This is a genomic window from Pseudomonas sp. 22189 (assembly GCF_052045635.1).
Taxonomy (GTDB): domain Bacteria; phylum Pseudomonadota; class Gammaproteobacteria; order Pseudomonadales; family Pseudomonadaceae; genus Aquipseudomonas; species Aquipseudomonas parakoreensis.
On sequence record NZ_JBQEPG010000012.1, the window covers coordinates 123312 to 136051 of the forward strand.

The 12740-nt window shown below is 57.8% G+C and carries 15 protein-coding genes; 3 read left to right on the forward strand and 12 right to left on the reverse strand.

Annotation, left to right across the window (positions count from 1 at the left end):
- Positions 1–39: 39 nt before the first annotated feature.
- Together infC and thrS are read right to left on the reverse strand one after the other, a co-directional pair.
- Positions 40–591, reverse strand: coding sequence for a translation initiation factor IF-3 (infC, locus tag ACTJKS_RS15165; protein ID WP_170929410.1), 552 nt, complete (start codon positions 589–591; stop codon positions 40–42).
- Positions 591–2513 carry a threonine--tRNA ligase gene (gene thrS, locus ACTJKS_RS15170; protein ID WP_007961251.1) on the reverse strand — a complete coding sequence of 641 codons (1923 nt, stop codon included), beginning with the start codon at positions 2511–2513 and terminating at the stop codon, positions 591–593. Before thrS ends, infC begins: the two co-directional genes overlap by 1 nt.
- 379 nt (positions 2514–2892) lie before the next feature.
- Between thrS and ACTJKS_RS15175 the strand changes: the two genes are divergently transcribed.
- Together ACTJKS_RS15175 and ACTJKS_RS15180 are read left to right on the forward strand one after the other, a co-directional pair.
- Entirely contained in the window at positions 2893–3192 is a 300-nt protein-coding gene (locus tag ACTJKS_RS15175) for a hypothetical protein (RefSeq protein WP_041066136.1), read from the forward strand.
- A 292-nt stretch (positions 3193–3484) separates the two neighbouring features.
- Positions 3485–3697, forward strand: coding sequence for a cold-shock protein (locus ACTJKS_RS15180; protein ID WP_003179963.1), 213 nt, complete (start codon positions 3485–3487; stop codon positions 3695–3697).
- Positions 3698–3769: 72 nt separating this feature from the next.
- Here the strand turns inward: ACTJKS_RS15180 and ACTJKS_RS15185 are convergent, their stop codons facing one another.
- Complete coding sequence (locus ACTJKS_RS15185; protein ID WP_086793187.1) at positions 3770–4087, reverse strand: I78 family peptidase inhibitor; 318 nt, start codon at positions 4085–4087, stop codon at positions 3770–3772.
- 168 nt (positions 4088–4255) lie between these two features.
- Positions 4256–4561 (reverse strand): hypothetical protein, encoded by a 306-nt coding sequence (locus ACTJKS_RS15190; RefSeq protein WP_041066130.1) that lies wholly within the window; start codon positions 4559–4561, stop codon positions 4256–4258.
- A gap of 132 nt (positions 4562–4693) precedes the next feature.
- Here ACTJKS_RS15190 and ACTJKS_RS15195 point away from each other — a divergent pair, with 132 nt between their 5' ends.
- Positions 4694–4906: a hypothetical protein gene (locus ACTJKS_RS15195; RefSeq protein ID WP_086793391.1), complete on the forward strand. Its 213-nt coding sequence runs from the start codon at positions 4694–4696 to the stop codon at positions 4904–4906.
- A 33-nt stretch (positions 4907–4939) separates the two neighbouring features.
- Here the strand turns inward: ACTJKS_RS15195 and ACTJKS_RS15200 are convergent, their stop codons facing one another.
- From ACTJKS_RS15200 to ACTJKS_RS15235, 8 genes are all read right to left on the reverse strand, one after another.
- Entirely contained in the window at positions 4940–5968 is a 1029-nt protein-coding gene (locus ACTJKS_RS15200) for a nucleoside hydrolase (protein WP_108183220.1), read from the reverse strand.
- 45 nt (positions 5969–6013) lie between these two features.
- Positions 6014–6418: a D-ribose pyranase gene (gene rbsD, locus ACTJKS_RS15205; RefSeq protein ID WP_108183221.1), complete on the reverse strand. Its 405-nt coding sequence runs from the start codon at positions 6416–6418 to the stop codon at positions 6014–6016.
- Complete coding sequence (gene rbsK, locus ACTJKS_RS15210) at positions 6415–7332, reverse strand: ribokinase (RefSeq protein WP_108183222.1); 918 nt, start codon at positions 7330–7332, stop codon at positions 6415–6417. Before rbsK ends, rbsD begins: the two co-directional genes overlap by 4 nt.
- A gap of 24 nt (positions 7333–7356) precedes the next feature.
- Positions 7357–8376, reverse strand: coding sequence for a LacI family DNA-binding transcriptional regulator (locus ACTJKS_RS15215; protein ID WP_108183223.1), 1020 nt, complete (start codon positions 8374–8376; stop codon positions 7357–7359).
- A 3-nt stretch (positions 8377–8379) separates the two neighbouring features.
- Positions 8380–9357, reverse strand: coding sequence for an ABC transporter permease (locus tag ACTJKS_RS15220; RefSeq protein WP_041066117.1), 978 nt, complete (start codon positions 9355–9357; stop codon positions 8380–8382).
- Positions 9354–10907, reverse strand: a complete 1554-nt coding sequence (locus ACTJKS_RS15225; RefSeq protein WP_108183224.1) for a sugar ABC transporter ATP-binding protein — start codon at positions 10905–10907, stop codon at positions 9354–9356. Before ACTJKS_RS15225 ends, ACTJKS_RS15220 begins: the two co-directional genes overlap by 4 nt.
- A 56-nt stretch (positions 10908–10963) precedes the next feature.
- Positions 10964–11920 carry a sugar ABC transporter substrate-binding protein gene (locus ACTJKS_RS15230; protein ID WP_041066111.1) on the reverse strand — a complete coding sequence of 319 codons (957 nt, stop codon included), beginning with the start codon at positions 11918–11920 and terminating at the stop codon, positions 10964–10966.
- Between the two features lie 201 nt (positions 11921–12121).
- Complete coding sequence (locus ACTJKS_RS15235; RefSeq protein WP_041066108.1) at positions 12122–12577, reverse strand: hypothetical protein; 456 nt, start codon at positions 12575–12577, stop codon at positions 12122–12124.
- Positions 12578–12740 lie beyond the last annotated feature (163 nt).

A 12740-nucleotide genomic window follows, 5' to 3' on the forward strand; every position in this document is an offset into this window, starting at 1 on the left:
TTGATAAACATAATCAGAAGGCCTGCCGTGCCCTGTTGATTACTTCTTCTTTTTCGGGGCGATGACCATGATCAGCTGGCGTCCTTCCATCTTAGGATGCTGTTCGACCGAACCGTACTCGAGCAGGTCAGCTTCAACCCGCTTGAGGAGTTCCATCCCCAGCTCCTGGTGGGCCATCTCACGGCCGCGGAATCGCAAGGATACCTTGGCCCTGTCCCCGTCACTCAGGAAACGTACCAGGTTGCGCAGTTTTACCTGGTAATCCCCTTCCTCCGTCCCTGGACGAAACTTGATTTCTTTTACCTGAATCTGCTTCTGGTTTTTCTTCGCCGCTGCAATCTGCTTCTTCTTTTCGAAGATCGATTTGCCGTAGTCCATCACCCGGCAAACCGGTGGGACTGCGTCAGCAGAGATTTCTACCAGATCAAGCTTTGCTTCTTCAGCAATACGAAGCGCTTCATCAATCGAGACGATGCCAATCTGCTCGCCATCAGCGCCAATTAACCGAACCTCGCGTGCCGAGATATTCTCGTTGATCGGGGCTTTCGGTGCAGCTCGTTTATCTTGTCTCATTTCACGCTTAATAATAATTACTCCGAATCTGGGCGACCACGCCGGGAAACCGCTTGCGCGAGAAACTCAGCGAACTGGGCGACGGGCATCGAGCCCAGGTCAGCACCTTCACGAGTACGCACAGCGACAGTCTGCATCTCGACTTCCTTATCTCCGATAACCAAAAGATAGGGAACCTTGAGCAAAGTATGCTCGCGGATTTTAAAGCCGATCTTTTCATTTCTCAAGTCGGACTTGGCACGAAATCCGCTTTCGTTGAGAGTTTTTTCAACCTGAGCGACGAAATCTGCCTGTTTATCAGTGATATTCATGATCACTGCCTGGGTTGGCGCGAGCCACGCAGGGAATGCACCTTCGTAATGCTCGATCAGAATCCCGACGAAACGCTCGAACGAACCGAGGATCGCCCGGTGCAACATCACCGGATGCTTGCGGCTGTTGTCTTCGGAAACGTATTCGGCGCCGAGACGGACAGGCAGGTTGAAATCGAGCTGCAAGGTACCACACTGCCAGACGCGACCGAGGCAATCTTTCAGCGAGAACTCGATCTTCGGACCGTAGAACGCACCTTCGCCCGGCTGCAAATCATACGGCAGGCCCGCGCTATCGAGGGCTGCCGCCAGTGCCGCTTCGGCGCGATCCCACAGCTCGTCGGAACCTACGCGTTTTTCCGGACGAGTGGACAGCTTCATCTCGACATCGGTGAAGCCGAAGTCGCGGTAAACGTCCATGGTCAGCTTGATGAACGCTGCGGATTCAGCCTGCATCTGCTCTTCGGTGCAGAAAATGTGGGCGTCGTCCTGAGTAAACGCACGTACACGCATGATGCCGTGCAAGGCACCCGACGGCTCGTTACGGTGACACGCACCGAACTCGGCCAGACGCATCGGCAGCTCGCGGTAGCTCTTCAGACCCTGATTGAACACCTGCACATGGCATGGGCAGTTCATCGGCTTGATGGCGTAGTCGCGGCTTTCCGACTCGGTAGTGAACATGTTGTCGGCGTAGTTGGCCCAGTGCCCGGATTTCTCCCACAGGCTGCGGTCAACGACTTGCGGCGTCTTGATCTCGAGATAGCCGTTGTCACGCTGCACCTTGCGCATGTACTGCTCGAGCACTTGATACAGGGTCCAGCCGTTCGGGTGCCAGAACACCATGCCCGGCGCTTCTTCCTGGGTGTGGAACAGGCCCAGGCGCTTGCCGATCTTGCGGTGATCGCGTTTTTCCGCTTCTTCGATACGCTGGATGTATGCCGCCAGCTGTTTCTTGTCTGCCCAGGCAGTACCGTAAACGCGCTGCAGCTGCTCATTCTTGGCATCACCGCGCCAGTAGGCACCGGACAACTTGGTCAGCTTGAAAGATTTCAGGAAGCGAGTGTTCGGCACGTGCGGGCCGCGGCACATGTCGACGTATTCTTCGTGGTAGTACAGGCCCATGGCCTGCTCGTTCGGCATGTCCTCGACCAGACGCAGCTTGTAGTCCTCGCCGCGGGCCTTGAACACTTCGATCACTTCGGCGCGCGGAGTGACTTTCTTGATGACGTCGTAATCCTTGTCGATCAGCTGATGCATGCGCTGTTCGATGGCGGCCATGTCGTCCGGAGTAAAAGGACGCTCGAAGGCGATGTCGTAATAGAAGCCTTCGTCGATAACCGGGCCGATGACCATTTTCGCAGTCGGATACAGCTGCTTGACCGCATGGCCAACCAGGTGCGCGCAAGAGTGGCGAATGATCTCCAGCCCCTCTTCATCCTTTGGCGTGATGATTTGCAGCGTTGCGTCGCTGTCGATGATGTCGCAGGCGTCGACCAGCTTGCCGTTGACCTTGCCGGCCACGGTGGCCTTGGCCAGACCGGCACCAATGGATGCGGCGACCTCGGCAACGGAAACCGGGTGATCGAATGAACGTTGACTGCCGTCGGGAAGAGTAATAGTTGGCATGGCGCCTCCTCTCCTAGTGGTGACCCCTACCAAAGGTCACGTGGGTTGGGATGAGCCAGTACAAGATCCGATCCAGGCCATTCAATGACGAACGCCTGCCTTACAGCGGCAGGAGCCTTGCGGCCAACCGGAAAACCGAACCAGAGTGACTGGGATTCAAATCAGGGTTTCGCACGCTGACCGCTTCGGGGCTGAAGGCCATCCGGAGCCTGAGAACGCTTGAGCCCGGCATGCTAGCACAGATGAGCGGTCATCGAGTCGAAGGATTTTCAGTGCTGAAGATTTGTGCATTTTTGCGGCGCAAAGTGAACTTGGGATATACGCTTTGCCTCAAATAAGCTGAGAATCGTCGCCGATATCAACCCAAGGAGTTTCCGACATGCGCCTTATCCGACTTTTTGCTTACGCGGCCCCGCTGGCCCTGCTACTGCCGCTGAGCGCCAACGCGGCCTGGCCTGCCGGTGTCAAAGCCCAGTACATGAACGACTGCACCGCCGCAGCCAGCAAGAGCGTCAATCCAGCCGAAGCCAATAAACACTGCGCTTGCGGTGCCGATGTGCTGGAAAAGAAATTCACCACGCAAGAGATCGCGCAACTGATGGACAAGAACACCCCGCCAAGTGGTGAACTGGGTCAGCGCGCACTGAAAGAAATCTCGGTTTGCCGAGTGCAGAAATAAGCGCTGACGAATGTTTTTTCGGGCGTCCGGCAGACCAAAAACCGCCAAAAAGACCCCGAAATCGATAATTTACGCAGGTTTTATAGCTTTTTTTACACCCTCTTCTTTCGGCCAAAAGCCACTGAAACCGGGGCTTGCAGACATTTCAGAGGTTGAAATCGATGCAATATGAAAGCAAACAGCACGTCCGGGGGGCTACCAAAGCGAACATTTCGACTATGATACCCGGGTGTGCCCAGTTGGCCTGAGCAGCACAGTACTACTGAAAATATATGTTTCTTGGAGATACACCATGTCTAATCGCCAAACCGGCACCGTTAAATGGTTCAACGATGAAAAAGGCTTCGGCTTCATCACTCCTCAAGGTGGCGGTGACGACCTGTTCGTACACTTCAAAGCTATCGAATCCGACGGTTTCAAAAGCCTGAAAGAAGGCCAGACCGTCTCTTTCGTGGCTGAGAAAGGCCAAAAGGGTATGCAAGCTGCACAAGTTCGCCCAGAGTAATTTCCCGGCGCACTAAAAAAACCCCGTCCATGTGACGGGGTTTTTTATGCCTGCAACAAAAGCGCTCTGCGATCAACCGCAGCTGACGCGAGTGACCACCAGGTTGTTGTCGGTGTTCAGATTCAAGCGATCGGAGCGGTATTCCAGCGTGATCATGTCGGTTGGCTTGAGGAAACGGGCGTTTTGCGCGCCAGACTTGGCACGCGCCTGATCGAGCAGTTCCGGCGAAGCCTTTTTACCGATGGCAAATTCCGCTGCCTTTGCTTCACAGCGGCTGTGACCGGCATCGGTCGCCACAGGATCCTTTGCCGACTCGCTGGAGGTCGTGCTGCAACCGGCCAACATGGCAACGGCCATAAGTGCACCCAGAGACGCGAACTTCAAAGGCATGAAGCCTCCTTCTTTCAAATGGTTAAGCTGAGATCGTGCGACCGCCAATCTGGCGTTTGGTTTCACAACCAATGCTGCCACCCTGCCCCACGATCCGGAAAAACGCTGAGTCTGCCTGAAGAGCGTGCAGCGCATCCTCACACAATCGTCACCGAATATTAACGAAGCTCAATAGACGTCGATGTAATCGAGCGGCGGATTCGGCCAGTTGTCTTTCAGCGCATTGAAAATCTGCATCACCCAGACTTCATCGCTGGCCGCGACGTTGCCGACATACCCCGAACCCTTGGCCCAGGTCTCCAGGCGAAAGAGCAGGCCATCAATATCCTGCCCGCCGGTCACACCGGAAGAAATATAGGCAATCCCACCCTTGGTCACACGCAGCTGCGTATGCACATCATCGCTGGCCGACGCGAGCAACTGGCGCACAGCGTCGAGTGTGAGGCCGTCGGGGGAGTTCAAATCGATCTGCACAGCACATTCCTTGGTTCAGCCGGAAAAGACCAAGTGTCGCATAGCGTCGCGCCCATGCCTAAGTCGCAGTGCCAAACGCCGGACAAAGTGGTTAACTCGCGCTCAGACATTCCCGACTTTTCGAGCGCACTCATGAGCACCGTAAGCATCTCCGCTGACATCAAGGTTTTGTGGCCGAAGGGACACAGTTCGTATAGCCCGGGCAGTTCGGAGGAGCTGGCGCTGATCAGCATCGATCTGCTAGTCAAGACGATGGGAACCCAAGGCGCACAAACGTTTATCGCTCAAGTGTTCGAGCGGTACCAGCATGACGACAAGAGCACGCAGGACACGGAGAGGGATTAAAAACCCGCAGGCTTGCACCTGCGGGTCCTGGCATTACTTCAAGCGCTTCAGACGCTCAGTCAGCAGATCGAAGAAACCTTGGGCATCGCCATTCTCGACCCAAAATGCGTTTTTCGGCTGTTTCAGACCGTCGTACCAGTCGACCACGGTCTGACCGAATGTGATCCCCTCACGGCTGTCGATGGCCACGTTCACCGAGCGACCAGTGAATAGCTCCGGCTTGAGCAGGTAAGCAATGACGGTAGCGTCATGCACCGGGCCACCCGGAATGCCGTAGTGCTCCATGTCGCCCTTGATGTACTCGTTGAGGATGTCGCCGACAATCTTGCTCGCATTATTGTTGAGCGCGGCAATCTGCTTCAGGCGGGCGTCGCTGGTGAGGATCTTGTGGGTCACGTCCAGCGGCAGATAGGTCAGTTTTACACCGCTCTTGAGTACCACTTCTGCCGCTTGCGGGTCGGCAAACAAGTTGAATTCGGCCACCGGGGTGATGTTGCCGCCATTGAAGTGCGCGCCGCCCATGATCACCACTTCCTTGATACCGTTAACGATCTCCGGCTCCTGGATCAGCGCCAGCGCCAGGTTGGTCTGCGGGCCAAGCATGGCGATGGTGATGCTGTGCGGCTTGGCTTTTTTCAGGGTATCAATCAGGTAGTTGACCGCATTGCCTTCGGCCAGGCCTTTTTTCGGCTCATGCACGGTGACACCCGACAGGCCTTCCTTGCCATGGATGTTCTCGGCGTAAATTGGCGTACGCATCAGCGGCTTCGGCGCGCCGGCGTAAACCGGAACATCCTCGCGCCCTGCCCACTCGCGAGCCAGGCGCGCGTTGCGCGACGTCTTGTCGAGGCGCACGTTGCCGGCCACGGTGGTCAGTGCGCGAATGTTCAGTTCATCCGGCGAAGCCAAGGCGAACAGCAAGGCGACCACGTCGTCGGCACCCGGATCGGTGTCGATGATCAGGTCGATCTTTTCAGCAGCCTGAGCGCTGGTGGCGGAAATAAAAGACAAAAGCAGCAGACTCCGAAGCAATTGATGGAGTTTTTGAGCATAGCGGTGCATGGCGCATTCCTTGTGCTGATGAAAATGAAAAGGGCGAAAACCCTATTAGAACGTTACTCCGGCCACCAGCACGATGTTGCAGTACGGCTGACATTCGCCTGTACGAACAATCGCCCGTGCCTGTCGGCTAAGAACCTTGAATTGCTCATGAGTCAGCAGATCGCGCCGACCGAGGGCGCCCTCTTCTTGCAACTCGTCCAGCACAACCATGGCGGTCGGCTGCTTGTCGAGGATTTCGTTGGCCAGCACATGGCTTTCCACCTGCATCTCGCTGAGCACGACTTTCAGGGTACTGACGAAATCCGGAACGCCGTGGGTCAGCGCCAAATCGATCAATTCAACGCCAGGAGGAACCGGCAGTCCGGCGTCACCGATCACTACCATGTCGCCATGGCCCAGGGATGCGATCAGCCGCGACAACGCGACGTTGAGCAAAGGAGTCTTTTTCATGCGGGTTTGAACGCCTGTACGTCGGACATGGTGGGAATGGAAGGCTGTGCGCCGGCCCGGGTCACAGATAACGCTGCAGCGACTTGCCCGTAACGGATCGCCTCAGCCTCGGATTTGCCACTGGCGAGCGCTGCGGCAAAACCACCAACAAAGGTATCGCCCGCGGCGGTGGTATCGACCGCCTTCACCTTGGGCGCCGGGAAATGCTCGAAACCTTTGCCATTGGCAAATAGCGAACCTTGCGCACCGAGGGTAATGATGACCTTGCCCGCGCCCATGGCGATCAACTGGCCGGCAGCGCTTTCTGCGGCTTCCAGCGAATCGACTGGCAACCCGCTCAACGCAGCGGCTTCGCTTTCGTTGGGAATCAGGTAATCGATGGCGGTAAACCAGTCTGCCGGCAACGGACGACTGGCCGGCGCCGGGTTTAAAATCACGGTCTTGCCCAGCTCACGCGCACGCTTGAGCGCATGCCCCACCGTGGCATCCGGGATCTCGAGCTGGCAGATAATCACGTCGGCCGCTTGCAGCACCGCATCAAAACGGTCAATCACCGCCGGGGTCATTGCACCGTTGGCGCCAGCCACGATCACGATGGCGTTCTGACTGTTGTCATCGACCACAATCAGCGCCACGCCACTGGAGTCGGCAACCGTGCTCACCGCCTGACAATCGATCTGCTCGGCCAGCAATGCGTCGCGCAATTGCACGCCGTAGTCATCGTTGCCAACACAGCCGACCATCGCCACCTGCGCACCCAGGCGCGCAGCAGCGACTGCCTGATTGGCGCCCTTGCCGCCGGAAACGGTGGCAAAGGAATGACCGATCAGCGTTTCACCACCCTTTGGCAGCCGTGGCGCCCGGGTGACCAGATCCATGTTCAGGCTGCCTATTACCACTACATTTGCTGGCATACATCACTACTCGTCAATTCGATTTCAGCGGTACTCGGTGAACACGCCTGACAGCGGTGCAGTCGATTCGCGCAAGACAATACTCGGGGTCACGATTCGTTGATCGGTGACCAGACTCGGGGTAGCAATCCTTCGCAGCAGCACTTCGGCAGCCATCTCGCCCAACTGCAGGATCGACTGACCAACGGTGGTCAGCGCCGGGTACACATAACGGCTCATCTGGATATCGTCGAAGCCGATCACCGAAAGCTCGCTTGGCACGCGCACATTGCGCTCGGCCGCCGCACGCAGCACACCGATACCGATCATGTCGTTTCCGGCGAAGATCGCGCTCGGCGGATTGCCTTCGAGCAGGATCGCCGCCGCGCTGTAGCCACCAGTACTGGTGAAATCGCTTTCCAGCATGCGTTCGGGCCGCACGGTGATGCCCGCCTCCTGCAGCGCCCGACAAAAACCGGCCTGACGCATTTGCGCCACGCTGGTGCTCGACGGACCACCGATGGTGGCGATGTCACGATGGCCCAGCTCCAGCAGGTGCCGCGTCGCCAGATAGGCACCATATTCATGATCGATGCGCACCAGATCGGCGTCCACGCCATCCAGTCCACGGTCGACGATGACCATCGGCGTTTTCACCCCGGCCAGCCCTTGCGCGAGCCCGATGTCGCCACCGGCGGAGGCGACGATCAGGCCGTCAATGCGCTTCTCCAGCAGCACGCGCAAATAGCTGCGCTGTTTTTCCGGGTTATCGTCAGAGTTGCAAAGGATCACGCAATAGCCGTTACGCTCACAGTAATCCTCGATACCCCGAGCCAACTCGGCAAAATACGGGTTGAGGCTGTTAGGCACCAATAAGCCAATGGTCGCAGTGGTCTTGGCTTTCAGTGAGCGCGCCACGGCACTTGGCACGTAATCGAGGCTTTTGATGGCCGCCTCGACCTTCAACCGCACCTCCTGACTGACCGGCCGGGTCTTGTTCACCACGTGAGAAACCGTGGTGTAGGAAATCCCCGCGAGCGCCGCCACATCCTTGATCGTTGCCATGACTTAGCCCCGTCGACTGGCGCGTTGACTGCGATAGGTATCGAGTACCACCGCAATGACGATCACCGCACCGGTGATGATGCGCTTGGTCGGCTCGGTCGCACCGATCTGCGCCAGACCGGCGGCGAGCACCGAAATGATCAACACGCCGAAGAAGGTGCTGATCACCGAACCACGCCCCCCCATCAGGCTGGTGCCACCAATGACCACGGCGGCGATCACTTGCAGTTCGAGGCCGGAGCCGGCATTCGGATCCGCCGCTTCCAGACGGGAAATCTGGAACAGCGCGGCGATGCCCGCAAGCAGCCCCATCAGGCTGAACACCAGAATCTTGTACGGTTTTGGATTGATCCCGGCCAGACGCACCGCTTCTTCGTTGGTGCCGATACCAATCAGGTAGCGACCGAACACGGTACGGGTCAACACCGCTTGCGCGATGAAGATCACCAGCAAGGCAATGATGAACGACGGCGAGATACCGAAGGCGATCGGGTTCGACAGCCAGGCAAACGAATCACCGATGTAGGCGGTGCGCGAACCGGTCATCTGATAAGCCAGTCCACGGGCCATTTCCAGCACACCGAGCGAAACGATGAATGACGGAATACGCCACGCCACAGTGATCGAACCGGTCACCGTACCCGCCAGTGCAGCCACCGCCATTCCAAGCAGAGCGGACGGCAACACGCTCCAGCCCCAGCCGAGAATCGCTACGCTGACTGTCGAGGCGGCAAGTGCCAGCACCGAACCGACCGACAGGTCGATGCCGCCGATGATCAGCACGAAGGTCATGCCCACCGCCAGCACCATCAGATCGGGGATCTGGTTGGCCAGCGTGCTGAAGGTGTCATAGGACAGAAAGTGGCTGCTCATGACCGAGAACAACGCCACCATCGCCAACAAGGCACCCGCCAGGCCCAGATAGGTGCCAAGACCGTAGAAATTGCCACCACGTTTGCCGGCAGAAGATGCAGTTTTCATGGGAGTTCCCTAGGCGCCGCTTCATTGAGCTGCGCATCACGTTTTTGGTAGCCGGCGAACGCGGCAGCAAGCAAATCATCCTGGGTCCAGCTGTCGCGCTCGAAGGTATCGATCAAACGCCCTGCCGACAGAACGCCGATCCGGTCGCAGATCAGCATCAGCTCGCGCAGGTCACTGGATACCACCACCAGCGCCTTGCCCTGACGTGTCAACTCGCCCAGCAAGGCATAGATATCGAACTTGGCACCCACATCAATGCCGCGAGTCGGCTCGTCGAACAACAGCACCGAGCAATCACGCTCCAGCCAGCGCCCGATCACGACCTTCTGCTGATTGCCGCCAGACAGCTCGGAAACCAATTGGGTCGGGCTCGAACTGCGGATGCGCATGGCGTTGATCTGACGCTGCGCCAAGGAAATTTCGTTGCTGTTATTGACGACCCCGGCCCGGGAAATTTCCGGCATGTTGCCCAAAGCAATGTTGGCGCTGATCGACTGACTGAGCAGCAGGCCTTCGCCCTTGCGGTCTTCGGTGATCAGGGCGATGCCGTGCTTCACTGCATCAACCGGTGAACGCACACTGACCTCCCGCGCCGGCGAACCCAGCGCGATCGTGCCGCTGTCGGCCAGATCGGCACCGAAGATCAGCCTTAGCAATTCAGTGCGCCCGGCTCCGATCAGCCCGGAAATCCCGAAAATCTCGCCAGCACGCACTTCAAAGGAAACATCGCGCACCTTGTCGGAGCGGGTCAGGCCCTTGACCGTCAGGGCTGGCGCGCCAATCTTGCGCGGGCCCATGTCGATGTGTTCGCCCAGCTCACGGCCGACCATCAAGGTCACCAACTGCTCACTGTTATAGTTGGCCATCGGCTCGACGCAGACCAGATTGCCGTCACGCAGCACAGCAATGCGTTGCGCAACTCGGGCCAGCTCTTCCAGGCGGTGGGAGATATAGATGATCGCAACGCCTCGCGCCTGCAAACGGGTGATCTGCTCAAAGAGCATTTCCACTTCACGGGCAGTGAGCATGGCCGTCGGCTCATCAAGAATCAGCACATGACAATCGCCGATCAGGTTGCGCGCGATCTCGACCATCTGCTGATGCCCGATACCCAACTCGCCGACCAGAGTGTCCGGATCAATCGCATCGAGACCGACCTGCGCCATGGCTTCGATGGCGGCCTTGCGCAATTGCTTGCGACTGATCCAGCCGCCGTTGCTGGGCAGGTTGTCGAGAAACAGGTTTTCCGCCACCGACAGGGTTGGCAGCAGATTGAGTTCTTGCATGACCATGCGCACGCCCAGCTCTTCAGCCTGGGTACGGCTGCCGGGGCGGTAGTCTTTGCCCTGGAACTGCATCTGGCCTGTGGTCGGCGTAACCAGACCACCAATGATCTTCGACAGCGTGCTTTTACCGGCACCATTCTCGCCGGTCAGCGCCAGCACTTCACCGCGCATCAGCGTCAAGTCGATGCCCGTGAGCACCGGCTGCGCATAGGTCTTACCGATACCGCTGACCGAGAGGACAGCGTTCGGGGCGGAAACTGACATAAAAACTCTCCATGCGCTCGTCCGGACGGACGAGCGCCGTTGTGTCGCCGGAAGACTTACTGGGTGACCAGCTCGACTGGCGTTTCGATCACGCCATTGGCGCCGCTGTCGACTTTTTCGCCCTTGAGGATTTTCAGCGCGGTCTCAATACCGAACACAGCCTGCTTGGCAGCGAACTGATCGGCCGTCGCCAGCACGCGACCGTCCTTGAGCATCGGCTTGATCGCGTTGATATTGTCGTAACCGACCACTTGTACCTTGCCCGCCTTGCCGGCAGCGCGCACAGCGGAAACAGCGCCGACAGCCATGCTGTCATTACCCGCCAAGAGCGCTTTCACATCCGGGTATTCGCTGAGAATCGAAGCTGCAACCTTGTTGCCCTTGTCGATTTCCCAGTCGCCCGATTGCAACGAGACCACCTTGATCTGCGCCGCATCCATCGCATCCTTGAAGCCGGCGGTGCGCTGCTGGGCGTTGGTGGTGGTGGACACACCTTCGATGATGCCGACTTCGTCACCGGCCTTCAGTTGCTTGGCCAGGTACTCACCGACCAGACGCGCACCCTTGCGGTTGTCCGGCCCTACGAATGGCACACTGATATTTTTGCTTTTGACGATTTGCGGATCGAGCTGGTTGTCGATGTTGATCACGGTGATGCCGGCATCGACGGCTTTCTTGATCACCGGCACCATGGCCTTGGAATCGGACGGTGCAATGACCAGCGCGTTGACCTTGGCCAGAATCATCTGCTCGACGATGCGGGTCTGGCCGGCGGTATCGGTCTCGTCCTTGATGCCGTTGGAGATCAGGTCGAAATCAGCGGAGTGTTCTTTCTGGTAAGCCTTGGCGCCATCTTCCATGGTCAGGAAGAATTCGTTGGCCAGGGATTTCATGACCAATGCGACTTTGGGTTTTTCCGGGGACTCGGCGAAGGCCGAAGAGACAGGTAGTGCGGCGGCTGCGGCAGCCAGCATAGCGACAGCAAGAAGACGTCCAGCGAATGGCAGCTTCATGGGTTCACTCCGATCTTATGATTATTGTGAGCAACGCTCGCGCTGGCGTAGGCTTCAGCGCTCTCTTCCGGCCAATAGTGCACCGGGGAAGCCGCGCAAACGTTTGCGTAGACCGAACTATGCGAATCCCGCTGACATTTGTCAACAATCAGAAATCATCGTTTTATTGCAGGGCGAATCGTCGGATTCGCCCTTCCCCGCTTAAGCCGTGGTGCTGACCAGGTTGCCGCTGGTTGAATCCTTGGACATTTCCTTGACCAGTGCCGCCGCGACTTCCATCAGCGCGCCGCTGGTTTGCGCGATCTGGCCCTGAACGGACATGACCGCCTGTGACTTGGCCTCGGGCGTCGGATAACTTGCCGCCTGCGCCGCCGCCAATTGCTGTTGCTGTTCTTGCAGTTGCTTCTGCAATTCCTGCATCCGCTTGAGCAGCATTTTGACGGTGATGCTCAGGCTATCGCCGCTGTCAGCATTACTCGCCTGGCTGGCTTCTTGCGCAGGCCCACCGGTTCTGACCTGGTTGCTTTGCTCTTTTTCAACGCCCAGCGCCTCTTCGGATGCGTCTGCTTCCGCCTGGTTCATTGCATTGATTGTCGCTGCGGTTTTACCGCCGATGGTGACTGCGCCGGGATGTGAAAAACCGATCGTCAGTGACATGTGAACTCCCTAAATAATCGTTTCCTTTAACACCCATCGGCCTGCTGACGGGTTTCTTTAGCAGAAAAGCCGAAACCGGGAAGCCGTTTCGTTCACCAAGGCCTGTAGTCCTTTTCGGTGAACCGAACATGAAAGGCCCCAATATTCGGAAACCCGGACAGGT

Bases quoted from the DNA above. Each gene is read 5' to 3' on its own strand.
- thrS (WP_007961251.1), bottom strand. From the start codon at position 2,513: ATGCCAACTATTACTCTTCCCGACGGCAGTCAACGTTCATTCGATCAC.
- ACTJKS_RS15175 (WP_041066136.1), top strand. From the start codon at position 2,893: ATGCGCCTTATCCGACTTTTTGCTTACGCGGCCCCGCTGGCCCTGCTA.
- ACTJKS_RS15180 (WP_003179963.1), top strand. From the start codon at position 3,485: ATGTCTAATCGCCAAACCGGCACCGTTAAATGGTTCAACGATGAAAAA.
- ACTJKS_RS15185 (WP_086793187.1), bottom strand. From the start codon at position 4,087: ATGCCTTTGAAGTTCGCGTCTCTGGGTGCACTTATGGCCGTTGCCATG.
- ACTJKS_RS15195 (WP_086793391.1), top strand. From the start codon at position 4,694: ATGAGCACCGTAAGCATCTCCGCTGACATCAAGGTTTTGTGGCCGAAG.
- ACTJKS_RS15200 (WP_108183220.1), bottom strand. From the start codon at position 5,968: ATGCACCGCTATGCTCAAAAACTCCATCAATTGCTTCGGAGTCTGCTG.
- rbsD (WP_108183221.1), bottom strand. From the start codon at position 6,418: ATGAAAAAGACTCCTTTGCTCAACGTCGCGTTGTCGCGGCTGATCGCA.
- rbsK (WP_108183222.1), bottom strand. From the start codon at position 7,332: ATGCCAGCAAATGTAGTGGTAATAGGCAGCCTGAACATGGATCTGGTC.
- ACTJKS_RS15215 (WP_108183223.1), bottom strand. From the start codon at position 8,376: ATGGCAACGATCAAGGATGTGGCGGCGCTCGCGGGGATTTCCTACACC.
- ACTJKS_RS15220 (WP_041066117.1), bottom strand. From the start codon at position 9,357: ATGAAAACTGCATCTTCTGCCGGCAAACGTGGTGGCAATTTCTACGGT.
- ACTJKS_RS15225 (WP_108183224.1), bottom strand. From the start codon at position 10,907: ATGTCAGTTTCCGCCCCGAACGCTGTCCTCTCGGTCAGCGGTATCGGT.
- ACTJKS_RS15230 (WP_041066111.1), bottom strand. From the start codon at position 11,920: ATGAAGCTGCCATTCGCTGGACGTCTTCTTGCTGTCGCTATGCTGGCT.
- ACTJKS_RS15235 (WP_041066108.1), bottom strand. From the start codon at position 12,577: ATGTCACTGACGATCGGTTTTTCACATCCCGGCGCAGTCACCATCGGC.